26 protein-coding genes are annotated in these 21,998 nt (G+C 48.0%); 10 read left to right on the top strand and 16 right to left on the bottom strand.

The window, feature by feature from the left end:
- Positions 1 to 36: 36 nt before the first annotated feature.
- From LIN78_RS05850 to LIN78_RS05830, 5 genes are all read right to left on the bottom strand, one after another.
- Entirely contained in the window at positions 37 to 1,011 is a 975-nt protein-coding gene (locus LIN78_RS05850) for a 5-oxoprolinase subunit C family protein (RefSeq protein WP_227179457.1), read from the bottom strand.
- Positions 1,001 to 1,888 (bottom strand): 5-oxoprolinase subunit B family protein, encoded by an 888-nt coding sequence (locus tag LIN78_RS05845; RefSeq protein WP_227179455.1) that lies wholly within the window; start codon positions 1,886 to 1,888, stop codon positions 1,001 to 1,003. The genes LIN78_RS05850 and LIN78_RS05845 overlap by 11 nt, the downstream gene beginning before the upstream one ends.
- Entirely contained in the window at positions 1,885 to 3,285 is a 1,401-nt protein-coding gene (locus tag LIN78_RS05840; RefSeq protein ID WP_227179453.1) for an acetyl-CoA carboxylase biotin carboxylase subunit, read from the bottom strand. Before LIN78_RS05840 ends, LIN78_RS05845 begins: the two co-directional genes overlap by 4 nt.
- A 5-nt stretch (positions 3,286 to 3,290) precedes the next feature.
- Positions 3,291 to 3,536 carry an acetyl-CoA carboxylase gene (locus tag LIN78_RS05835; protein WP_227179452.1) on the bottom strand — a complete coding sequence of 82 codons (246 nt, stop codon included), beginning with the start codon at positions 3,534 to 3,536 and terminating at the stop codon, positions 3,291 to 3,293.
- Between the two features lie 65 nt (positions 3,537 to 3,601).
- The gene (locus LIN78_RS05830; protein WP_227179450.1) at positions 3,602 to 4,378 is read right to left on the bottom strand and encodes a 5-oxoprolinase subunit PxpA; all 777 of its coding nucleotides are present in this window, start codon (positions 4,376 to 4,378) and stop codon (positions 3,602 to 3,604) included.
- Positions 4,379 to 4,663: 285 nt separating this feature from the next.
- Between LIN78_RS05830 and LIN78_RS05825 the strand changes: the two genes are divergently transcribed.
- Positions 4,664 to 5,584, top strand: coding sequence for a LysR family transcriptional regulator (locus tag LIN78_RS05825; protein ID WP_227179448.1), 921 nt, complete (start codon positions 4,664 to 4,666; stop codon positions 5,582 to 5,584).
- An 18-nt stretch (positions 5,585 to 5,602) separates the two neighbouring features.
- Here LIN78_RS05825 and LIN78_RS05820 read toward each other — a convergent pair whose 3' ends face one another.
- Both LIN78_RS05820 and LIN78_RS05815 read right to left on the bottom strand, forming a co-directional pair.
- Positions 5,603 to 6,517 carry a DMT family transporter gene (locus LIN78_RS05820; protein WP_227179446.1) on the bottom strand — a complete coding sequence of 305 codons (915 nt, stop codon included), beginning with the start codon at positions 6,515 to 6,517 and terminating at the stop codon, positions 5,603 to 5,605.
- A gap of 176 nt (positions 6,518 to 6,693) precedes the next feature.
- Positions 6,694 to 7,161, bottom strand: a complete 468-nt coding sequence (locus tag LIN78_RS05815) for a YbaK/EbsC family protein (RefSeq protein ID WP_227179444.1) — start codon at positions 7,159 to 7,161, stop codon at positions 6,694 to 6,696.
- A 554-nt stretch (positions 7,162 to 7,715) separates the two neighbouring features.
- Here LIN78_RS05815 and LIN78_RS05810 point away from each other — a divergent pair.
- A complete protein-coding gene (locus LIN78_RS05810; RefSeq protein WP_227179442.1) occupies positions 7,716 to 8,042 on the top strand; it encodes an H-NS histone family protein in 327 nt (108 codons plus the stop codon).
- Between the two features lie 214 nt (positions 8,043 to 8,256).
- On the opposite strand, the gene LIN78_RS05805 is transcribed toward LIN78_RS05810, so the two are convergent.
- From LIN78_RS05805 to LIN78_RS05795, 3 genes are read right to left on the bottom strand one after another with little or no spacing between them, the layout of a single operon-like run.
- Positions 8,257 to 10,134, bottom strand: coding sequence for a zinc ribbon domain-containing protein (locus LIN78_RS05805; RefSeq protein ID WP_227179439.1), 1,878 nt, complete (start codon positions 10,132 to 10,134; stop codon positions 8,257 to 8,259).
- 53 nt (positions 10,135 to 10,187) lie between these two features.
- Positions 10,188 to 11,036 carry a zinc ribbon domain-containing protein gene (locus LIN78_RS05800; RefSeq protein WP_227179437.1) on the bottom strand — a complete coding sequence of 283 codons (849 nt, stop codon included), beginning with the start codon at positions 11,034 to 11,036 and terminating at the stop codon, positions 10,188 to 10,190.
- A 36-nt stretch (positions 11,037 to 11,072) separates the two neighbouring features.
- Positions 11,073 to 11,597: an OmpA family protein gene (locus tag LIN78_RS05795; protein WP_227179435.1), complete on the bottom strand. Its 525-nt coding sequence runs from the start codon at positions 11,595 to 11,597 to the stop codon at positions 11,073 to 11,075.
- A gap of 282 nt (positions 11,598 to 11,879) precedes the next feature.
- Between LIN78_RS05795 and LIN78_RS05790 the strand changes: the two genes are divergently transcribed.
- Genes LIN78_RS05790 through LIN78_RS05780 form a run of 3 tightly spaced genes read left to right on the top strand, consistent with a single transcriptional unit; the run spans position 11,880 to position 14,327 of the window.
- Positions 11,880 to 12,677, top strand: coding sequence for an SDR family NAD(P)-dependent oxidoreductase (locus LIN78_RS05790; protein WP_227179432.1), 798 nt, complete (start codon positions 11,880 to 11,882; stop codon positions 12,675 to 12,677).
- Between the two features lie 38 nt (positions 12,678 to 12,715).
- Positions 12,716 to 13,546: a MoaF C-terminal domain-containing protein gene (locus LIN78_RS05785; protein WP_227179430.1), complete on the top strand. Its 831-nt coding sequence runs from the start codon at positions 12,716 to 12,718 to the stop codon at positions 13,544 to 13,546.
- A gap of 10 nt (positions 13,547 to 13,556) precedes the next feature.
- On the top strand, positions 13,557 to 14,327 hold the full coding sequence (locus tag LIN78_RS05780) for an SDR family oxidoreductase (RefSeq protein ID WP_227179429.1): 771 nt from the start codon (positions 13,557 to 13,559) through the stop codon (positions 14,325 to 14,327).
- A gap of 13 nt (positions 14,328 to 14,340) precedes the next feature.
- On the opposite strand, the gene LIN78_RS05775 is transcribed toward LIN78_RS05780, so the two are convergent.
- The gene (locus LIN78_RS05775; RefSeq protein ID WP_227179427.1) at positions 14,341 to 15,006 is read right to left on the bottom strand and encodes a response regulator transcription factor; all 666 of its coding nucleotides are present in this window, start codon (positions 15,004 to 15,006) and stop codon (positions 14,341 to 14,343) included.
- 106 nt (positions 15,007 to 15,112) lie between these two features.
- Here LIN78_RS05775 and dsdA point away from each other — a divergent pair, with 106 nt between their 5' ends.
- The 5 genes from dsdA to LIN78_RS05750 all read left to right on the top strand — a co-directional run bounded on the left by dsdA (position 15,113) and on the right by LIN78_RS05750 (position 19,210).
- A complete protein-coding gene (gene dsdA, locus LIN78_RS05770; protein ID WP_227179425.1) occupies positions 15,113 to 16,447 on the top strand; it encodes a D-serine ammonia-lyase in 1,335 nt (444 codons plus the stop codon).
- 58 nt (positions 16,448 to 16,505) lie between these two features.
- Positions 16,506 to 16,907: a MerR family transcriptional regulator gene (locus tag LIN78_RS05765; RefSeq protein ID WP_227179423.1), complete on the top strand. Its 402-nt coding sequence runs from the start codon at positions 16,506 to 16,508 to the stop codon at positions 16,905 to 16,907.
- A complete protein-coding gene (locus LIN78_RS05760; RefSeq protein WP_227179421.1) occupies positions 16,904 to 17,311 on the top strand; it encodes a carboxymuconolactone decarboxylase family protein in 408 nt (135 codons plus the stop codon). Before LIN78_RS05765 ends, LIN78_RS05760 begins: the two co-directional genes overlap by 4 nt.
- 517 nt (positions 17,312 to 17,828) lie before the next feature.
- Entirely contained in the window at positions 17,829 to 18,230 is a 402-nt protein-coding gene (locus tag LIN78_RS05755) for a hypothetical protein (protein ID WP_227179420.1), read from the top strand.
- Positions 18,231 to 18,457: 227 nt separating this feature from the next.
- Entirely contained in the window at positions 18,458 to 19,210 is a 753-nt protein-coding gene (locus LIN78_RS05750; protein ID WP_227179418.1) for an HNH endonuclease signature motif containing protein, read from the top strand.
- Here the strand turns inward: LIN78_RS05750 and LIN78_RS05745 are convergent.
- The 5 genes from LIN78_RS05745 to LIN78_RS05725 form a co-directional block, all read right to left on the bottom strand.
- Positions 19,207 to 20,019, bottom strand: a complete 813-nt coding sequence (locus LIN78_RS05745) for a helix-turn-helix transcriptional regulator (RefSeq protein ID WP_227179416.1) — start codon at positions 20,017 to 20,019, stop codon at positions 19,207 to 19,209. The two genes, LIN78_RS05750 and LIN78_RS05745, sit on opposite strands and share 4 nt — an antisense overlap.
- A 1-nt stretch (position 20,020) precedes the next feature.
- Entirely contained in the window at positions 20,021 to 20,656 is a 636-nt protein-coding gene (locus LIN78_RS05740; protein ID WP_227179414.1) for a YbhB/YbcL family Raf kinase inhibitor-like protein, read from the bottom strand.
- Between the two features lie 198 nt (positions 20,657 to 20,854).
- On the bottom strand, positions 20,855 to 21,157 hold the full coding sequence (locus LIN78_RS05735) for a DUF1330 domain-containing protein (RefSeq protein WP_227179412.1): 303 nt from the start codon (positions 21,155 to 21,157) through the stop codon (positions 20,855 to 20,857).
- Complete coding sequence (locus tag LIN78_RS05730; protein WP_227179410.1) at positions 21,154 to 21,330, bottom strand: hypothetical protein; 177 nt, start codon at positions 21,328 to 21,330, stop codon at positions 21,154 to 21,156. Before LIN78_RS05730 ends, LIN78_RS05735 begins: the two co-directional genes overlap by 4 nt.
- A gap of 48 nt (positions 21,331 to 21,378) precedes the next feature.
- On the bottom strand, positions 21,379 to 21,933 hold the full coding sequence (locus tag LIN78_RS05725; RefSeq protein ID WP_227179408.1) for a flavodoxin family protein: 555 nt from the start codon (positions 21,931 to 21,933) through the stop codon (positions 21,379 to 21,381).
- Positions 21,934 to 21,998: the final 65 nt, after the last annotated feature.

Genomic DNA, 21,998 nt, shown 5'->3' with positions numbered 1-21,998 from the left:
GAATCCCCCATACCACTTGCTACAAACAGATCAAACTCATTCAAATGCGGCGTAAAGTCGCTGAAACTTTTCCTGATAGGTTTTCCTAGCCGCCAAGGCTTCTTCCATGCTGACAATCTCAAACTGGCATTGATACCCTGGTTGCATTTGCCCAATCAGATCTAAGTCGGCTGAGATCACGGCGCCCACCATCATGTAGCCACCACCCGATACCGCATCTCTTAACAAGATGATGGGTTCTTGCCCTGATGGCACTTGAATCGACCCAATCGGGTAACATGCATCCACAATATTGGAAGGGTCAGAACCCGCGCCAAATGGCGGGGTACGCTCAACAAAATCCAGCGGCTTGCCGCCTTTTAACCGGTAACCAATTCGGTCGGCTTCTGGGGCAACGGTCCACGCATCGGCAAAAAATGTGGCGAGTGATTCGGGTTTCACGCGGTGATCGTACAAACCGGGCATCACCCGTAAGGTCACTTGTTTGCTGAGTTCTTCTTGCATAGATGCCGGTAATTTGGTGCCTTGTTTCGCCTTGCTAGTTGCCACACCGTGCGATAGTGCATCGCCTGCTTGTAAGCGTCGTCCTTCATAGCCACCAAACGCGCCCAAGCCATAAGTAGAGCGGCTACCTAAGATTTCAGGCACCGCAAAGCCGCCCGCCACTGCTACGTAAGCTCTTGCACCACGCTTTACATAGTCAAAGGTTAGTTTTTCACCAGAACGAACCAAAAATGATTCGTACAACGGGAAAGGCACACCGTTTACCTTGGGATGCATCACTGCGCCCGTCACCGCCACTAGTACGTCTTCGGTGAACTCTAGTTCTGGCCCCATCAGGGTAATTTCTAGCACGGCGGCAAGCGGGTCGTTCCCCACCAGCAAGTTCGCCGCTTGAAACGCAAATTGGTCTAGCGCACCAGAAGGAGGAATACCCAGATGGTAGTAACCGCTTCTGCCCGCATCCTGAATAGAAGATGCCAAACCGGGTTTTAGTACATTAATCGCCATATAGCACCTCAATCAGTGAGCGGTTGTAAGCCGCTGGGTCTTTTTCAAATTCGGCCATCGAAAAGCTCACCGGACGAATCCGGAGCTGCAATTGGCCAGCGTCTGCCTGAGCAACGGCGGCTTCATATTCCGCCATCTCAATCGCTTTGAATTTGACGATATCCCCCGGTTGGAAGAAGCACATAAAGTCTTGTAGATAGGGTTGTCGCTGGGCATGATCAAAAATCGGCGCCGGTGTCACACCAAACATTTGATACCCACCCGCCCCGCGAACAGAGTAAATGCAGCCAAAGCAACCGCCGTGCCCAATGGTTAACTTCGGTGTGTCGGTTCTTGGGCGCAGGTATTTAGGCACTTGGATTTGCTTTTCCCGCTCGACCATTTGGTACATAAACGGCAAGCCCGCCACAAACCCCACCATAGAAACAAACCAAGGCGAACCCGCATGGGCGTTAATGAATTCGTCTACGGATGTATAGCCATTGATTCGTGCGGCGTAGGATAAATCGGTTGATTTCGGGTCTTGATGGCGCTCACGAAACCGTAGTTGGGTTTCATTGGTCCACGGGTCGTTATACAACACCGGAATCTCAATAATCCGCGTCTGAAGTTCGTTACCGTCCGATTGCCCAACCTCTTCTTCAATCGACTTCATCAAAGCCAGCAAGGCTTCAGGATGCACCTGAAAAGGATCAAACTTCACTTGGAACGAAGCATTTGCCGGGCAAATTTCTTTAATCCCCGGTAGGGATTTCGCTTTTAATTTGCTCGTCATGGCCATCGATTTGAAGAAGGCAGGTAGTGACATTGCCTCATCAATCTCAACAAACAAATGCTCGTCACCCCCAAAGGTGTATCGGCAGTTTTCGGTACTCATGCGGCTCTCCCCGTAGGCAACACGTCCGGTTTTACAACAGCACTAGCCTCAGCCATCCAACGCTCTAGCCAATTGGTATCGTACTGGCCAGATTGCACAGCCTCTGTTGCTAGCAAACGCAAGAAGAGCGGTTGAGTGGTTTTTACCCCTTCGATCGACAGCTCTTCTAAACATCGTTTTAGTCTCGCCAAGGCAGCAGGGCGGTTTTCATCCCAGACAATTAACTTGGCTAATAAAGAGTCGTAATAAGCAGGAATTTTGTATTGCGCTTGCAAAAGGGTATCGATACGCACCCCAGGGCCTTGTGGCCACACCAATTGGCCAACCACACCCGGGCAAGGCATAAACTGTTTGTCTGGGTCTTCTGCGTTAATCCGCACTTCAATCGCATGACCACGGCGAACAATGTCAGACTGCTGATAAGGGAGTGGCTCGCCACCGGCAATTTTGAGCATGGCTTTGAGTAAATCCACCCCGGTAATCATCTCGGTGATGGGGTGCTCTACCTGAATACGGGTATTCATCTCGATAAAGAAGAATTCGCCTGAAGCACTATCTAAGAGATACTCCAACGTGCCCGCTCCACTGTATTTCACCGCTTTGGCCAGTTTCACTGCGGATTCACACAAGGCTTGGCGAGTTGCATCGGGTAATACAGGCGAACCGGCTTCTTCAAAGATTTTTTGGCGACGACGCTGAATAGAACAATCGCGCTCGAATAAATGCACGACAGATTCCCCATCACCCAAAATCTGCACTTCAATATGGCGAGCGCTGGCAATAAAGCGTTCTAGATACACCGCCCCGTTTCCAAATGCTGACGTTGCTTCTGCCACGGCAACACGGTATTGCTGACATAGTTCGGCTTCGTCTTTTGCAATGCGAATGCCTCTACCGCCGCCACCCGCTGCGGCCTTAATCATGACTGGGTAGCCAATTAGATTAGCGGCTTCAATGGCAGACTCTAGGGTAGAGACTTCGCCATCACTGCCCGGAACTACCGGTACGCCAGCAGCCATTGCCGCTGTACGAGCCGCCGCCTTATCTCCCATGGTGCGAATCGCATGGGCAGATGGCCCAACAAAGATAATCCCCGCCGCGTTACAGGCGTCAGCAAAGCCCGCATTTTCAGATAAAAACCCATAACCCGGGTGGACAGCATCTGCGCCTACTTGTGTAGCCGCGGCTAATACTTTTTCTTTATCCAGATAGCTTTTCGCTGCTTGTGCAGGGCCAATGACGACATGTTCATCGGCGAGTTTGACAGCGAGGCTATCTATATCTGCTTCACTGCAAACGACAGCGGTTTGAATGCCTAGCTCTTTTGCTGCACGGATCACCCGCACCGCAATTTCACCCCGGTTGGCAATTAAGACTTTTCGGATCGCTTTAGGCATCTGGCTTACTCCACGTCCAAGATCGCTAAAACGTCACCCGGCTCTACCGTTGCTTCGGCAGCCACTTCAAATCGGACCAATGTACCGGCCTCTTCAGCCACCACTTCGCTATACATTTTCATCACTTCGACAAGCCCAATGACGGTTCCGGGGGTAATTGCTTGTCCTTCTTCGACGAAGTTCGGTGCGTCAGGCGATGGCTTGCGGTAAAACGTTCCCGGTAGATGGGAACAGATAGTGATTTGAGCCATTTTCTCTCTCCAGTCCTGGCAAAAATTAACTACAACAACTGTTTAAATCATTCAAATTTGGTTACTTAGTGGATGAACTCCGAACATGGCGTAATTTGCACCCCTGTTTCATCGAGTAAGGCGCGGGTCGTTTTGACGATATCTAGCGCGCCGGGTGTATCACTGTGGATACATACCGAATCAAATCCAATCTCGATTTCTTCGCCCTCAATCGTTCTCACCACACCATCTACACATGCTTTTAATACTTTTTGTGCCACTTGCTGCGGGTCTAACCGACCCACGCGGCGAGTAAACACAATGCTGCCGCTTTTGTCGTATTCGCGGTCCGCATAAAACTCTCTTACCACCGGTTGCCCCATTTCTTTCGCAACCTGATAGGTAATCGAACTATCCATCACCATCAGTAGTAACGTTGGTTCTAACTGTTGCAAAGCGCGAATCATGGCGCGAGACAATTCTTCGTCGACCGCGACATGCATATACAGCGCCCCGTGCGGTTTGAAGTGCTGCATCCGCAAACCATTTAGTCTGGCAAACTCACGCAACGCACCTAACTGATAGATCATGTCGTTCACTAACTCATCGGCTGGTGCCATGATGCGGCGGCGGCCAAAGCCAACTAAATCTCGAAATCCTGGGTGTGCGCCTATGCGAACGCCATGCGTTTTTGCCAAGCGTACAATCCGGTGCATGATGTTTGGATCGCCCGCGTGAAAACCTGTCGCAATATTGGCCGAGCTAATCATTGGCATAATTTCTTCATCAACCCCATCGCCAATGGTCCACATACCGAACCCTTCTCCCATATCGCAATTCAGGTCTATCCGTGGATGTTTCATTCATGTCCCCTTTGCATGCTTATCTAGCAACTTTCATGCAACACAGCGTAATCCGATTGCAATTTATTGAAAACTTATATATTTATATATTGTGTTATCTGAAAATCAGATAATGTGGTGGCAAAATCCGCTATTTAAGGCCAATAACTGACCAAACACCCAGATATTGGTTTTTGAAGTACGGAGGCGGGTAGGAAATTCGAAAAAATGAATATGTGACTTCTGAAAATCAGAAATCACTAAAAATTATTCTAAGTGTCGCAATGTGCGAAAGGAGTGCAACAAGTGTCGCTCAGTTTCCGACAAGTGAAGTATTTTGTAGCGACTGCCGAGATGGGGCAGATCTCCATGGCGGCAGCAGAACTCTGTATTTCCCAATCTGCCGTCACCACCGCCATCAAAGAATTAGAGCAACTGCTCGGCACAGAATTATTCCAGCGCAGCTCTCACGGCATGGTACTAACCGAATCCGGCAGGCGCTTTTTACCATTAGCGAGGCAAATTCTCGATAGTATTAGCGAAGCCATGAAACTCTCGCACGCGAACGAAGAAATTCAGGGCACGCTCAGAATTGCGGCTACCTACACGGTATTAGGCTATTTCTTTCCCCACCACTTGCAGCGCTTATCCAATCTACTACCGGAAGTCACCATCAACCTATTTGAACTCAATCGAGAAGTCATTGAAGAAGGGTTGATTACGGGGCGTTATGATTTAGCAGTGGTACTCACATCTAACCTAGTGAATCCGGAACTTGCCTCGGAAACCTTTATTAACTCTCAGCGTCGCGTATGGGTGCCTGCTGGGCATCGCTTTCTAAAGCAAGACCGCGTGTCTTTGGCAGATATCGCAGAAGAACCCTACATTATGCTAACCGTGGATGAAGCCGCCTATACCGCTTTACGCTATTGGCACAATACGCCATTTCAACCCGATATTCGCTTAAGGACGTCATCTGTTGAGGCTGTTCGAAGCATTGTGGCCAATGGGGGCGGGGTGGCGATTTTATCTGATATGGTTTATCGCCCGTGGTCTTTAGAAGGGAAACGGATCGAAACCGTGCTGCTACAAGACCCCGTCCCTGCCATGGCGGTTGGTTTGGCATGGAAAAAGGGCATCGAATTTACGCCAGCCATGACCGCCGTGCAAAACTACTTCCGGCAAATGTTCATGGGGCCAAGCTCGATGCCGCATGTGTATCGTTAAGCGAATTCACCAACATGATTAACTTGGGCGAGCTTGGCGCTTGCCCATTTTTCCAACTAACGAGACGCCAAATATCACGATGGCAGTTCCTAGCCATTGCATCCATGTGAAGTGTTCACCCAACAAGTTTAGGCTCATCATAATAGTCAGCACAGGGCCGATACTGCCAAAAATCGCCACCTTATCTGGCCCAATTGTGCTAATTGCCGCAGACATTGCATAAATCGGAATGCACGTTGCCAAGATGGCAATGGCCAATCCATAAACATGCACTTGCCAAGGCAACTGAATCACATGTGACACCGGAAACTTCACCACGTAATGTACCGTCATCATCACGGCTGACGCGGTAATCATCCACTCGGCAAAATTACTCGCACCAATTCGTTTAATTAAGGTGGGGCTCAAGGTTAAGTACACTGCATAACTAAACGTACTGCCCACAATCAACAACATTCCAGTCAAATCACCATGCGCACTCGCTAACTCTGGCCCAATCACAATCAACATACCCACATAGGTGAGCAACAAAGTTAACCAGATCACCGGTGCAACCATTTTGCGGGTATAGATAGCGGTTAAGCACACGGTAAACGTGGGGATCAGGTACAGAATAATCCGCTCTAAACTGGCACTCACCGTTTGCAAGCCTAAGAAATCTAACAAGCTAGACAAGTAATAACCAGCAAAGCCCAAGCAGACAATTCCGAACCAGTCTTTTCGGTTTAATACGACTTGCGCTTTACGTGGTCGCAACCATCGGATTAACCAAACCAGCCCCGTGGCATAGCACAGTCTCAAGCCCAGTAAGGTAATTGCATCTACGCCATAGCGGTACGCTAATTTGACAAATATGGCTTTTGAAGCAAAACCGATCGCGGCCACGCTGGCCAAGATCATACCGGAGCGAAACTGTCGCGAGGCATCAGACATTTGGAATCTCCCATTAAACAGAAAGTTTGCGGGAGTAAGCAGGAAAGGATTTCACCATGCCAGTGCGGAACTCCCGCAGTGGCATAGGCCCACCGCGGCTACTTCAGTAGTAGCCAGCTTGTTAGAACAAAGATAGGTGGGCAAGAAAAAGTATTCATGGGAATGACATTAGCACACTAAGTAGGCACGCTGCAAACATCTACCCATTCGGCAGCGGTTAAATCCACCATATCGTCTGGGCGAATTTTAACGGCCGCATTGATTGCGCCAGCCGCAGGAAAAACGGTTTCAAATACCTGCATCGATACATCACAACAAATCCGTAAACCCGTTGGCACACCAAACGGGCACACGCCACCAATAGGGTGAGAAGTTAACGATTCCACCTCTTCTAACGGCAACATGCGGGCTTTTTCGCCAAAGAAGGCCTTGTATTTCTTATTGTCTAGCCGTGCATCGCCCCTCGTCACCAAGAGCACTAATTCGTCGGCCAACCTAAGCGCCAAGGTTTTGGCAATGCGAGCAGGTTCTACCGATAATGCGTTAGCCGCCATCTCGACCGTTGCCGAGCTCACTGGTAATTCCATTACTTCAATATGCGGTGCTTTTAATTGAAAGAATTGTTTGACGCTATCTAAACTCATTCGACGTATTCCAATTTTTATTGATTTGCCATTCTTTGGCTGCACTAAATTTTAACCATATTTACACTAGGATATCGTATACATTTTTTTATTGAATTGGGAAAATAGTATCACTTTATTTTTGTAAAAAATTGGTGAAGAGGGCTTTCGTTTAGCATTCATCTGACAAGGTATTTGGACAGATGCTGTAGCGCACGCCTCAAGATAAGCAGTATTTGGACAGGTCATTGTTAACCAGTAATCATCCAGATTAGCGCTGGATTGTTGCCCCCCAATTACGAGAGCGCAATCGGTAAATAGCTGTCTGGTGATATTTAATTTGGGATTCGACATTTTATCTGCTCACTTTCTTTTAGCCTTGTCCACCCAAGTCTCACCCATCGCGTTTAGTAGTTATCTACTTCCAATTTGATCTGCTGACTGTCTCTTTCTTGTCAGCTAGCCCACTGTCATTTGACGAATATGACAATATTGGAGATGGAGTTTTTTACAGTATTGTTATACACTTGATTCATATACAATTTTTCTATGTATTTATTACAGGAATCACTTAAATGACTATCCAGTTGAATGAACTGACCCTAGAACAACTAACCGAACTTCGTTTGAGCATCGATAAAGAAATTGCTTCTCGCAAAACAAATGAAGCAAATGCATTGGTTCAACTGGTTCAGCAACGTGCTGCACAATTAGGTGTTTCTGTAGAAGACCTATTGTCTATTGCTAGCAAAAAAGGTGGCCAATTCAAACCTACCGGCGTGGCTAAATATGCTAACCCTAGCAACCCAGCCGATACTTGGACTGGTAAAGGCCGTAAGCCATTATGGTTCATTGCTGCGTTGGAAGAAGGCAAATCTGCAGAAGAATTAGAAATTCGCTAAGCAAGTTTTTGCAGCGCAATAAAAAAGGCCACTTTTTAGTGGCCTTTTTTATTTATGTCGGTGTTAGAAAGAAATGCAAAAAAATGCTGTTAAACACGTCTATTCCAATTTACCACCGATCCTATTTTCCTATTTCGTCCAATCAGGGAATCCTTTAAAGGAAAACCCTAATTGACGTAGGGAAATTACAAAGATTGATAGCGGTTGGCTTTACTCACGATTTAAGACGATGACCGCACTCACCGCAGAAGTTTGCATCCTTATCTTCTAGTGGCGTATGGCAAGCAGGGCATTCTGTTAAGGCTTTTGCTGCGGCAGCTTCCTCTTCTGCTTTTAGTGCAGCGAGTCTTTCTGCCTCTTGTTTTTCTGCCTCCGCCTTGGCTAAGGCTTCTGCAGCGGCTTTAGCTGCCTCTGCTTCAGCCGCAATACGCGCCTCTTCTTCACGTTTTGCCACTTCAGCTAAACGAGCCGCTTCTTTGGCTTCCTCTTCCGCTTTTAGCGCAGCAAGTCTTTCTGCCTCTTGCTTCTCTGCTTCGGCCTTGGCTAAGGCTTCTGCAGCGGCTTTAGCAGCCTCTGCTTCTGCCGCAATACGCGCCTCTTCTTCACGCTTTGCCACTTCAGCTAAACGAACCGCCTCTTTGGCTTCCTCTTCCGCTTTTAGCGCAGCAAGTCTTTCTGCCTCTTGTTTCTCTGCGTCGGCCTTGGCTAAGGCTTCTGCAGCAGCTTTAGCTGCTTGCACTTCCGCTGCTAAACGCGCTTCTTCTTCGCGCTTTGCCACTTCAGCTAAACGAGCCGCCTCTTTGGCCTCCTCTTCCGCTTTTAGCGCAGCTAGTCTTTCTGCCTCTTGTTTCTCTGCTTCTGCCTTGGCTAAGGCTGCTGCTGCCGCTTCCTCGGCTGCTTTGACAGCTGCAAGTTCTGCTGCGTCTTCCGTTTTCACGATCACATCAGCGGGGGCTTCTTCTACAATAGACGCCGGTTGCTGTGTAGGTTCTGCCACTTCGGTCGCAGCGGTTGCTAAGGCGGCAGCTTTTGCGGCTGCTTCGGCTTGTCTGGTTTCTGCCATTTGCTGGCGTTTAATACGCTGTTCTTCCATCTTTTGGCGGATTTCTTCTTGTTTCTTGCGCATAGCTTCACTGCTTTTATCTAGCAATGCACTTGCACCTGCTACATCTAGCCCTACCAAGGAAGAAAGGAAAATCTGACAATACCCTTGAATCGCAATCAAACCAGGGATAATCATGCCAATGGCGATCAGTAAACCCGCACCGATCATGATGGCGATCATTTTTCCATTGCCGCCCATGCCGTCGCCGTACTCACCGCCGTAACCGCCACCAAAGCCACCACCATACTCGCCATGGAAACGGCCCATTCCCATCATACCCATGCGTAACATACCCATCGCGCCATCGGGTGACAAAATGCCGGTTGCCATGCTGCCGACAATGAATAGGCCATTGAAAATCACGAAGCCGATAAAGAGAGACACCAGACCAACGAGCATCATCAGCAACACTTCTTGAATCACGACAGATAGTAGCTTCTGACGGCAAATCGCCAAGACATGGCTAATCGCTTCTTTTAAGGTGAGCCCACTCCATACCGCAGCGGCTGCCATCGGGTACAAGACAAAATTCAGCGCAAAGAAAGACATCCCAACAACTAATGCAGCAACGGGCACCACCACGATGGTTAGCACCGTACCAATCACAGGAATCTTACAAATAAAGAGTGCAATTGCTGTAACAATCAGCAGCACAATAATGAATAGCGCTGCCGCTAGCACAAAACCAATCAGGCGATGGCTAGAGTACAAAGACGCCATGACCGTATCCATTAGCGATCTTGGCGAATCGGCTGCGGCATCCATCAAGGCGATACCTACCGCGTTGGCACCGTAAAACATGGTGGCCATAAAGAGTAGGCCACCAATAAATGACATAAAGCCATTATGCATGGCCATAAACACCAGCAGCACAAGCGTTGAAGAAACGAATGTACCTGCTAGCAGCGTCATTGCTCGCCAATTAGATAAGGCGCTGGTTGCATCAAGTAAACCACCGGCGTTTCTAAGTTGCTCGGAGAGTTTCATACACTTCCTAAAAGTTAAGTTGGGAGGGTTTTAGTGGATCGATCTTCTGTCGATTAACCACCAGAGTTTTTAATGTCTTGCAGCATTTTTTCTTTGATGGCTTTTAATTCATCCACTGAATTTTTGGTACGTTCTTTAATCACCGTATTTTGGGTTTTTATCGTGTCGCTAGAGTCTTCATTACCCACCGGCTCTCCTTCGCTAATCGAGCGTGTATTGGTAATTTTGGTAACGGTCTTTTTGCTAGCAACGGTTTCGACTGGCTGCTCAGGGGCAGCGGCAACCGGCGCAACCTCCTTGCTAGCTGGCTTTTCTATCGCGGGTGGCGTGATGGCGGCTGGCGCAGTCGGCTGCTGGCTACTATCCACCACGCCATTTAGCTGCCCTAACTGACTCGCAACGCCTTCTGTTGCATCCAATGCTTGTGAGGCAGGCGCTTCTTTTTGATTACTCGTTTTGTTGTAAACCACTGCCACAATTGCTGCGACCACCAAAAACAACGCCCCCATTAACCAAAACCACACAGGTAATTTGCGTTTGGGTTTCGCTACAAATGTGGGGGGCGGAAGCGTTGGTTCTGCTTCGGGCACCTTCATCACCGGCGGAAGTGGTGCTGCAGTAACCTCCTCTTGAGGAGGGATTGGCTGCGGAGTAGTTAGCTGCACAGGCGTCTCTAGCACCACAGCGTCCTCTCCAGATGACGAAGCTGCCGCTGCGGCTGCCCCTTTGGGTGTACCGCAATCTGGGCAGAACTTTTTATTCGCTGCATTGATTTTTTGGCAATGAGCGCACGTCCAGTCTTCTGCGATAGGCGCGGTTGCGCTGGCAAGCGAAACGCCACAATCTCTACAAAACTTTGCCTTTTCTGGATTCTCTACATTACATGCGGGGCAATTCGACATTCTTTTCTTTCTATGCAGCGTTGGCGATTCTGCGTTTTATTGGAATGCGCCTTTAATTTTTCCAAGCAAATCAGAAAATGGATCATTTCCTAGATTTTCTTTTTTCTCATCCAAAATAATAATATTGGTACGGCGATTTAATCGTCGGCCATTTTCCGTTGCATTATCTGCAATTGGCTTGGTCGCCCCATAACCCATCGCTTTTAAGCGGCTCTTTGGCACGCCACGATCAATCAAGGCCTTCACAACAGACAACGCACGCAAATCTGACAGTTCTTTGTTGTAATCTGCACCACCCACGTTATCGGTATGGCCTTCAATCATCACATCTTTTTTTGTCCGTGTTTTCAAGACGTTGGCCACGCGATCCAGAAAGTCTGTCCCGCCGCTATTGATCTCGAACTTACCGGTATCAAACAAAATAGAATCCATCGAGGTAATTTCTACGCCTCGACTCGTCTGATTCACCGTAACGCCTTTTGGCTGCCCTTGGTTTGCACAACCTGCTAACACCAACCCAGTTGCAATTAATACGCTACTTAGAACCGATTTCATTTTCATTTGTATATCCCATCGTCAAATATTTATCGCAACGAGTATAAATAGCGAATATTACAAACGCAAAGCCATTTTTTAACCAGTTGGTCAAATCTAACGGGATTGAATTGCTTATTTCTTGAGAGTGCACATTATATGCTATATGGGTATATAAAAACAGAATTACCGATAGATAAATAGTCATTCTGGTTTTGGCAGCAATAACCATCCTCCATTTGGCTGATAGGCAACGACGGAACACCTTTCTAGACTGTATTGCATCGACTAGTTACCTAGGAAACACACATGCAAACAGAAAAGAGAGTGGTGTTAATTACCGGTGGTGGTAGCGGCATTGGCGCGGCCATTGCTGCGCACCATGCCAATTTAGGTGATCAAGTCATTGTGGTAGGAAGAAGAGCGTCTACCCTTGCCCGTATTACCGAGGCCACCGGGGCAGAAGCCCTGATTGGAGATGCGGCAGATTTATCGACTTGGGCGGGATGGTTACAAACCATCAACGACCGATACGGACGTTTAGATGTATTAGTCAACTGCGCCGGCGTGATGACGCTAGGCAATGCAGAAGAAACATCCCTTGCGGATTGGCAAACCAGCCTAAACGGCAACCTCAACACCGCATTTATTAGCACCAAAGCGGCTATCCCACTCTTACGCCAAAGCCAAGGCAATATTGTTTACATTGCCTCTATCGCTTCTTTGGCCGCCGGGCCTGACGTCTGCAGCTATGTCACCACTAAGCACGCCGTGATAGGGCTAATGCGCTCTGTCGCCAAAGACTTTGGCCCGTATGGAGTAAGAGCCAACGCCATTTGCCCTGGCTGGGTAAAGACGCCAATGGCAGACGAAGAAATGCAACCCATCATGCAGCATTTTGGTTACTCGCTAGACGAAGCTTACCAATATGTCACCAAAGACACTCCGCTCAAACGGCCTGCCACCCCTGCAGAAATTGCAGCCATCAGCGGGTTCCTTAGCTCGCCAGCAGCGTCGATCATCACAGGCGCCACGATTGTGGCAGATGGCGGATCGACCATTGTCGATGTACCCACCATTGCCTTTGACCAACTCCCTAGCGTGTAACACCTAGTTACCAATTTACCCATTCACGGAGCACCAAGATGAGCACACAAGATCCTATTTTTATTCAAGTCGGCGATTTAGCAGATGGCTTTGCACCAGATAGCAATATCTTAATGAATACCGCCGCCCTGATTGGCCAGCAATTTACCCTGCATTTTGCAGATGGCACTAGCCAGCATATCCAAATTGAAAATACCCAGACGCTAAGCTGGCAAGCAAGCCAAACTACCGCACCCGTCAGCACACCTTACCGCGCCACCACGTTGCGGGATGGGATTTATTTTCTCGACTTTATTTCGCCTATTCAAGCAGCCAGCACCATCACGCTAGTCATCAACCAGCACCAGCAAAGTGCCGTGATGGTAGTAGGCCAACTGCCAACAGAAGCAGAAACTCGCATCGATATGTTTAGCCGTGTCGAAAAGAACCTCCCCCTCACCCCTGTGACCACCCAGATTTCGTTTGCGACCTTTAACCGCCCATTTACCAACGATGATCAATTACCGACTTTTACCCAAGAGTTAATTGGCCAGCGTGTGATGTATACCTACAGCAAAACCGAACGCTATGAGCACGTCTATCTGAATGATCACTTCTATGCATGGCAATGTTTAGATGGCGTGGAAAAAGGCTTGGCAGATGTCGATCGCTGCCATTACATCAAGGTTAGCGATTTACTCTATCTATTTGTCTGGCAAGAAAAGATCGTACCGACCCTTGGTGTGGTGATGGTAGATCTGCAGCGCCTTAAAACCGATGGAAAAATTGTTGGCTATCGCGGGAATGATTTTGGTGAGTTATCCAATTTCCCAGTGGGTGCCATTGCCCAACCCCTAAATAAAACCATTCACCCCGCCATTGCCAGCTAAGGAGCCGATCATGTCAGCCAATGCAAATAGGGTGGTGATTGTCACCGGCGGCGCACAAGGAATTGGCGAAGGTATCGTTCGCCGTTTTGCTAGTCATCGAGAGACCGTCATCATTGCAGACCGGCAAATGGCAACGGCCGAAGCACTTGCCCGCACCTTGTGTGATCAAGGGCATGAGGTGATTGCTATGCCGATTGATCTGGCCAGCCCCGCGGCGTGCAAGGCGTTGGTTACTAGCGTCATCAACGCTTATGGAAAATTAGATGTACTGATCCATAACGCAGGTTATTTTCCGCTTACCCCATTGGCTGACATTAGCGAGGCAATCCTTGCCCAAACATTGGCAGTGAATTTAGCCGCACCGTTTTGGCTAAGCCAAGCGGCCATCCCCTGCATGCAAGCACAAGGAAAAGGGCGGATTCTCATTACTTCTTCGGTCACTGGGCCAAGAGTGGCGTATCCGGGCTTAACCCACTACGCGGCTTCCAAAGCAGGGGTAAATGGGTTTATCCGCTCTGCCGCACTAGAGCTAGCCCACGCGGGCATTACCGTCAACGGCGTAGAACCGGGGATGATCCGCACCCCCGCGATGGAAAACTTGGGCGACACCGAACACAACGCCAAAATAGAAGCGCTCATTCCATTAGGTAGACTCGGAATGCCTGCCGATATTGCAGGGGCAATGTTCTTTCTCGCCTCTGATGAAGCCGCGTATATCACAGGCCAAACCATCGTAGTAGATGGTGGCGCGACCTTGCCAGAAAGCACAGCGGCGTTATAAATATGGGCAATGCCTAGTGCGCCACCAAACTCGGATACAACCGGTGCGCCAGTGCGGTACGGTTATTGACCCCCAGCTTGTCAAACAAATGCTGCAAATGGGTTTTCACGGTAGGGAGACTCATTTGCAGTGTATTAGCAACCACCTTGTTACTAGCCCCGCCCGCAATCAGTTTGGCAACGGCGAGTTCTCTTGGCGTGAGTAAATCTAGTACGTTCGTTGTGCCAGCGGGGATTAAAGGCTTTGTCACCACCGACAGCAGCGGCAATAAGCGGTGCAACAAGGCTAAGTCATCTGCTTGAAAGCACCCTTGCCCCATTTGGCGCAGTAAAGACACGCCAAAACAAGCCGTTGGCGTGGGTTGGATAAATACCTCCACCACATCGGCAATATCAAACGGCTGCAAAAAAGCCTGCCGATAATTCGCAACCGCTTGGGGTGGCTGGCAGCAACTCTCTTCCAAAGTCAGCACCGCATGCTGCACAGCATCCTCAGATGGCAACAGTGGATCTATCTGCTGAAATTGCGCCTCGTACACTTGATGCATATCTTGCCGCATATGGCGCAATACATAATCTGATGGCTGAAAATGCGCAGACACCCGATAAAATGCCGCGGCCTGATAAGGCAATAGGGGCTCTATTGCCGCCAGACAATCTTGTGCAATTTCTGCATACATTGCTCGCCCCATCAAATCATTAATATATTAACAATATAACCGAACTATTTTCCTGCGACAACGCCGCAAAAGCAGTACCATTTTATTTTTATCCCCACACACCACCATGACCCTCTTAAACGGTAAACCGCTAGCAGACTGGCAACAAAGTCATCCTCTACTTACCCCGCTAATCGCCTGCGAAGAAACCCATTGGTTTCGGTCAGATGTGGTGCCGAGTAAAGAAGCACTACCCGCGGTTGGTCTGACCTTAGCCGATGTCATCGACGCGAGTGATCGTCTTCAGCGTTTTGCCCCGTATTTGATGACCGTCTTCCCAGAGACCAGCACCAGCCAAGGCATCATCGAATCCCCCCTCTTACGCTTAGCCACGCTGCAGGCCACAATTGGCGCCCCAGATGGCCAGCTGTGGCTAAAGGCAGACCATGCACTACCCATAGCGGGCTCCATCAAAGCACGCGGCGGGATTTACGAAGTGCTCAAACACGCCGAGACACTGGCGATTCAGCACGGTTTATTGACGCTAAATGGGGATTACCGCGTATTGGCAGAGCCAACGGCCAAAGCGCTGTTCTCGCAATACGAAGTGGCGGTGGGCTCTACGGGGAATCTGGGATTATCCATTGGCATCATGAGTGCCAAACTAGGCTTTAAGACCACGGTGCATATGTCGGCAGATGCCCGGCAATGGAAGAAAGACAAACTACGCGCCAATGGCGTCACGGTAGTGGAATACGAATCCGACTACAGCTTGGCGGTGGCAGAAGGCCGCAAACAAGCGGCGGGCAACCCGCATTGCCATTTTGTAGATGACGAACACTCCAAAGACTTGTTCCTTGGCTATGCCGTCGCCGCGCTGCGGCTACAACGGCAGTTTGAGAACGAAGGCATCGTTGTCGATCAAAACCATCCGCTATTTGTTTACCTGCCCTGCGGCGTGGGTGGTGCACCGGGCGGTGTCGCGTTTGGCCTTAAGCTCATCTTTGGCGACCATGTGCATTGCCTATTTGCCGAACCCACCCATTCGCCGTGCATGCTGCTGGGTGTCTACACCGGTTTGCATGACGAGATTGCGGTACAAGATATCGGCATCGACAACCTCACCGCGGCCGATGGCCTCGCCGTTGGTCGCCCCTCCGGCTTTGTCGGCCGCGCCATGGAAAAGCTGATTGATGGCTACTACACCGTGAGCGATGAGCACCTATTTGATCTACTCGGCCAACTCTACCAATCGGAAAATCTATTAGTAGAACCCTCTGCCACCGCCGGGCTGCCGGGTATTCAGTTGGTGAACGCTGCCAGTGGCTACCACCAACAATATGGCTTTAGCCCAGCCCAACTCGCCAACGCTACTCATCTAGCGTGGTCAACCGGCGGTAGCATGGTGCCGAAAGAAGAGCAGGAAAAGTATCTAGCAAAAGCCGGCATCAAAGCAGCCTAAATATGCCCTCAACAACCCGCTTGACTTAGAGTGCACTCGAACTTCTAACATGACAGACATGACCAACATTTTTATCTCTATTGGTGAGTTATCTCGCTTAAGTGGCGTGTCTGCCTACACCTTACGTTTCTATGAAGCAGAGGGGGTTTTAAAGCCAGCGGAAAGAGGATCAAACGGGCATCGACGCTATCTCAAAGCAGATCTGCTCTGGCTAGAATTTGTCTTACGCCTAAAGCAAACCGGCATGCCGCTATCAGAGATAAAGCAATATGCCGTCCTCCGCGCAGCAGGAGACGACACCTTGCAACCACGGTTAACGATGCTAGAGCTCCATCGCGAACAGTTGGTCAGGAAAATCGCAGAGCTTTCTACCTGTGCCCAGGTCTTGGAACAGAAGATTCAAACCTATCAAGACTTGCTGGCTAAGCCAACGGCACGTAAAAGGAAGAGCAGCAAATGAAACCAGCACCAGCAGAAACCACACACAGCAGTAGATACGATCGCGGCCTCGCCAAACTAAAAGAAATTGATGGGCAAGCAGGGGAACGGGTGATTCAATCCCTCGCCGATATTGCACCAGACTTTGCAAAATACCTGATTGAATTTCCGTTTGGCGATATCTACTCCCGCCCGCAATTAGACCTAAAATCCAGAGAAATTGGCGTTGTCGCCGCCCTCACCGCACTAGGCAATGCCACGCCGCAATTAAAAGTGCATATTCATGGCGCGCTGAATGTGGGTTGCACGCAAGAAGAAGTCGTCGAAATCATCATGCAAATGGCGGTGTATGCAGGGTTTCCTGCCGCATTAAATGGCTTATTTGCGGCGAAGGAAGTGTTTAAGGAGAGGGAAGCAGGTCATTGATTTAATGTCAAGGGAATATTCAATCATCTTTCTTGCTTGCATTATTCGTAGCGCTCAGTATTGAGATGCGTCGCAACCTGATCTGTAAGATCAAAACGGGAACAGAAGTTGTTCATGATGGACAACATTTTGAAGCAGTACTTCATCTTGGCAATACATGCCGTGAAATCTATGCAGACAAAGGTTATCCAAGCAAGGGGCGGAATAGAGCAAACTTTGTATTTACAATGCAGGCATTTTTTACAAACAAAAGCGAAATAGTTGACTACTAGAGCGTAAGAATGATGCCTTCTGATGTCCAAAGTACGTCTAAATTGCGACGATAGGGTTCTAAAATTTAACTCTCAATAAGTTGCCTTGAGATTAGAACTCATAGATATATGGCATGATTTTAGGATTACTAAATTAGTAAAATACTTTCTTACCAAGAATCTAAAAAACTTTGAAAATTTAAAATAATTGTCTATTTTAAAATAATTGTCTATTATTATAATTTTAAGATTTTACTGGACAACTTATGAAAAAAATTCTATTTTTTATTTTAATGCTATCCTCATTTAAAATATTTGCTGAAGACAAATACATGGAGTTAGATTATTTGCTAAAGAGTGATAAATCACTTGCCTTTAAATTAAAAAAAGAAATTGATAGCGTAAGCAGCAAAGGAAACTTCTCAAAATTGCTAACCGGTCCATCGGCAGACACTAAAAAATTTACATTTAATAATTTAACCTTCTATAAATATAGCATTTGCCAAATTCATTTCTGTGGACCAAATAGATCAGCATTTTTTATTTCACCATCCACAAAAGAAATAGCAGGAATAGTTGTTCAAGATGAATCTGTACATGTCTTTGGAAATTTAAACCATGAAATGAAGCAAATACTTTCTGAAGATGAAATGGTCAATTTCAATTAGCATTGATTCTTCGTCTTAGTAGCAAAATTTTTCTAAAGTAAGTAGTTATTTGAGCAGTTGTTACTTACTTTGGAAACACTTTCTTTCATTCAAAAAACCTTCCCTAACCAATGCTAGATTTAAATAAAGCACATTATTCTAAAACGGATTGGATCATGAAATGATGGAACGAATTTTGCTGCTTAAGAAGCTATATATTTATATTTCATTTAAAAACAGGTGGCTACATGTTCAAAAACTATATCCGCATAAATTGGAGACATGCTACAGAGTATGTGCCGATAGACCTTAGTAAGTTTTCTGTAGATACTCAAGTAACTTCAACAATCGAAGAATGGTTTGGAGAGGAAGTATCGAATGGCGACTTACCAAGTTTTGTTCGATACAATACCGAGAGTAAAATTAAAAAACTCGAAGATAATACCATTGAAATACAAATTACTTATAAACAAAGTGCAAATGCTGAAATGGACTACGAGCATATGCAATGGGGAATTTCTACAATTATCATCCCTCTAGGGGCCCATGAAGGCGAGGCTTCTTGGAATGGCTTTGAATCATCAGATTACGATGGCACTGTAAATTGGACGTACTATGAACAAATTAATAATGACCGCCCACGTAGCTCCAAGAATGTCACAAATAGAAACCAGGGTCCTTTTCGAAAGGCATTAATTTGTCTTGATAAATGCTGTGCATTAACAGGGGAATCAACTTCCAGTGCTTTAGAGGCCGCCCATATTATCCCAGTTTCAGAAGGTGGCTATGAAAATATTGACAATGGAATTCTGTTAAGAGCCGATCTTCATCGATTGTATGATGATAATAAGTTCATTTTTCTCAGTAACGGAACAGTCAAAATAAACAGCAATTTATCTAGCACTTATCAAACACTGCTTCAATCAGCGACGTTACCCGTATCCGTCTTGAAACGTGTAAAAGACTCTTTAGCGTTTATAGAAGCGACTGACCTAATTTAAACAACCGCCCCAAACCGCTCCTGAAACCGTTCATTAAATCGCACGGTAGAGCGATAGCCGCACGCTTCAGCGATACGGGAGAGGTGCCAGTTGGTGGTTTGGAAGAGCATCATGGCGTGATGCATGCGTATATCCACTAGCAAATGTTCGAAGCGTGTATTTTCTTCAGCTAGTCTTCTGCGTAAAGTGGCAGGGCTCATCGCGAGGGCTTTGCCTGCGGATTGAGCGGTCCAGTGTTTGCTAGGTTCTTCGCTAATCATTGCACGTAGTTTTGCGGTGGTAGTCTCTGGGTTACCGTTGTGAAAGGTATTGCCTTTTTCTGCAAGTGCCATCAGTAAATCTTGTAGCCGCAGCCTTAAACGAGCTTCACTCATCTGGCTATCTTCAATCGCGCTAATTACATACTGCAAGGCGCTAGATAGATCGGCATCTAACGCTAATGTCGAAAATGGAGAGTCAGATTTCGATATCGATTGGGTTGTTTGGGTATTGGCGAAGCCTCTTGGCAATGTCTCTACCACCGAATGGGAAATGCTTAAAAAGATAGATCGAAAATTGCCAATGTCTGCACAAGTATGTGGCTGAATAAACAATAGCGCATCCGACGCTGGCATTGTTATGTGGTGATGAACAGTGCTTAGATCTAGCTGACCAGAGACAATGAGCTGAATGGTTGGCTCGGCAAACACAAAGCGGCTAGCGCGTTGTGTTTGCGAAACCAATGGCTGAGCAAGGCTACACAGCCCACGCCTTAACAGCGGGGCGGTGCTTGCCAACTGCCAATCTGTGTTTGCCACAGAGTGAATCATTTTATCCCGCGATCACACGTGGGTTTAGGCTATACAAGCCAGTAATCTTCGCTTGGCCAAGCACCGGCGCATTTGCCAACGCAGCCAGCACCGTTGCGCCGGTTAGTGTGCCCTCTACCGCAAGGGCAGAAACGCCTAGCGCGTACACGGTAAACACGTAGTGGTGCACAATCGAATCATTCCACGGTGGGCAAGGGCCATCGTAACCAAAGTAGTCGCCCTTCATTTGCTCGTCGCCTGCAAACCAACCGGTGTAATCGTTAATCCCGTGGCGTAAGCCATTGCCAACTGCGGGGCCTGCTTTGCCGCGTGGTGTGACCGTATTGGAATACTCGCCAGCGGCAATTTCTGTTGTCGTCGCAGGGATGTCTAATAGTAGCCAGTGGAAGAAATCCACGCGTGGTAAATCAGCCGGCACTTCACGGTCTGCTTGGTTAACGTCATCCCCACGGCTAGGTACGTCTGGGTCGTGACACACCACCACAAACGATTGTGTCCCTGCAGGGACATCTGACCATGCTAGGTGTGGGTTACGGTTATTCGATAAGGCAACATGGCTAACCGGATCCGGAATGCAAAAGGCAAATTCGCCCGGAATCCATTGGCCATCTTGAAAACTTTGGCTGGTGAGTTTCATTTCTGCTTATCCTATGGGGTAAGGGTGGATAAAGGCTGCACAAAGGTGCGACCCCATTAGTATAGGATGATCAGGGGGAGGAAGGATGACACAAGCAATCAAATTATTCGCCAAACCAATCAATTTGATTGCTTGTGTCAGTTTGAATGCGCGATTAGACCACGCACAGGGGAAGTATCCATCCCCCCTTCAGACGTCTTAAGCAACACCTTCCAGCAAACTAGCGTGGCACGTAGCTGCCGCGAAGCGGTGTTGGATAATTGCTTGATACTCTGGTGAGTGGTACCACGTTTTTGCTGCGGCTTTCGATGCAAAGCGCAGCAAATACACCTTGCCTACAAATGGCGTGCCTTCAACGCCTTCTCTCTCGCCATCTGCCACCACAATTTGGCCGTGGTACTGCAAAATGGTTGAAACCACTTTTTCTTGGTAAGGAACAAACGCGATGGGGTCATGCACATCGGTCACGTTAAACAAAAAATACGCTGGCTGGGTGCTCATGCTGATTTTCCTTTCGCTTTGCTTGGCTTCGCCAATGCACGTCCCGCGGGTTGGCGCTTTTTTAATTCACTGTTAATTAAGATGGCGGTTTCTTCTTCGCTAAATCCTAACGATAAAAACAGTTGCTTATCGAGCGGGTTACCTTTTGTTGTGGGGGTATTGCTTACTTGCATAGCCAAACCAATCTAATCTGTACAAACCAATTTCAATCACAATCTTATTTACACACCAGCTTTAAACTGGCGGGTGAGTTCTGCCACCCGTTTGCCTAGGTAGCTAGCCGTTTGACGATCACTCTCGATAGGGGTGACTTCTGGCGGTGCATCGTCTGATTGCGCCATTACCCCTAGCCAACCACCCACTCGGTTCATCTCTGTACTAGAGCGGCCAGGGAATAAATCTAGCCCTACCCAGACCATGCCGTGTTGGGCAGCAAATAAGGTCATGGTGATCAGCGTGCCCATTTTGTCGCCATGCATTGCACCAGAGTTGGTAATGCCGGCAGCCACTTTGTTTTTCCACGCTTGTTTCATCCAGACAGGGCCGGTGGAGTCTTCCATAAACTGTTTAAACTTGGCGCTGACTGATCCGTTATAGGTAGGCGAAGCGAAGATAATCGCATCACTCGCTGCCAAGGTTTCCCAAGGGATATTGCCATCGGCCACCGCGACTAAAGACACCTCTGCACCAGCTACTTCTTTGACACCGTCTGCAGCCGACTCAACTAATTTACGGGTATGGCCATATCCACTATCAAACACAATCGACACTAACATTGCGAAGTCCTTTTCCATGAGGGAGGTAATGGCGCTATTGTGACGAGCTAGATTCATGACTAGAA

The organism is Leeia speluncae (genome assembly GCF_020564625.1).
GTDB classification, from domain to species: Bacteria; Pseudomonadota; Gammaproteobacteria; order Burkholderiales; family Leeiaceae; genus Leeia; species Leeia speluncae.
Note: the sequence above shows the minus strand (reverse complement) of the source record. Positions and strands in the feature narration are given on the sequence as shown.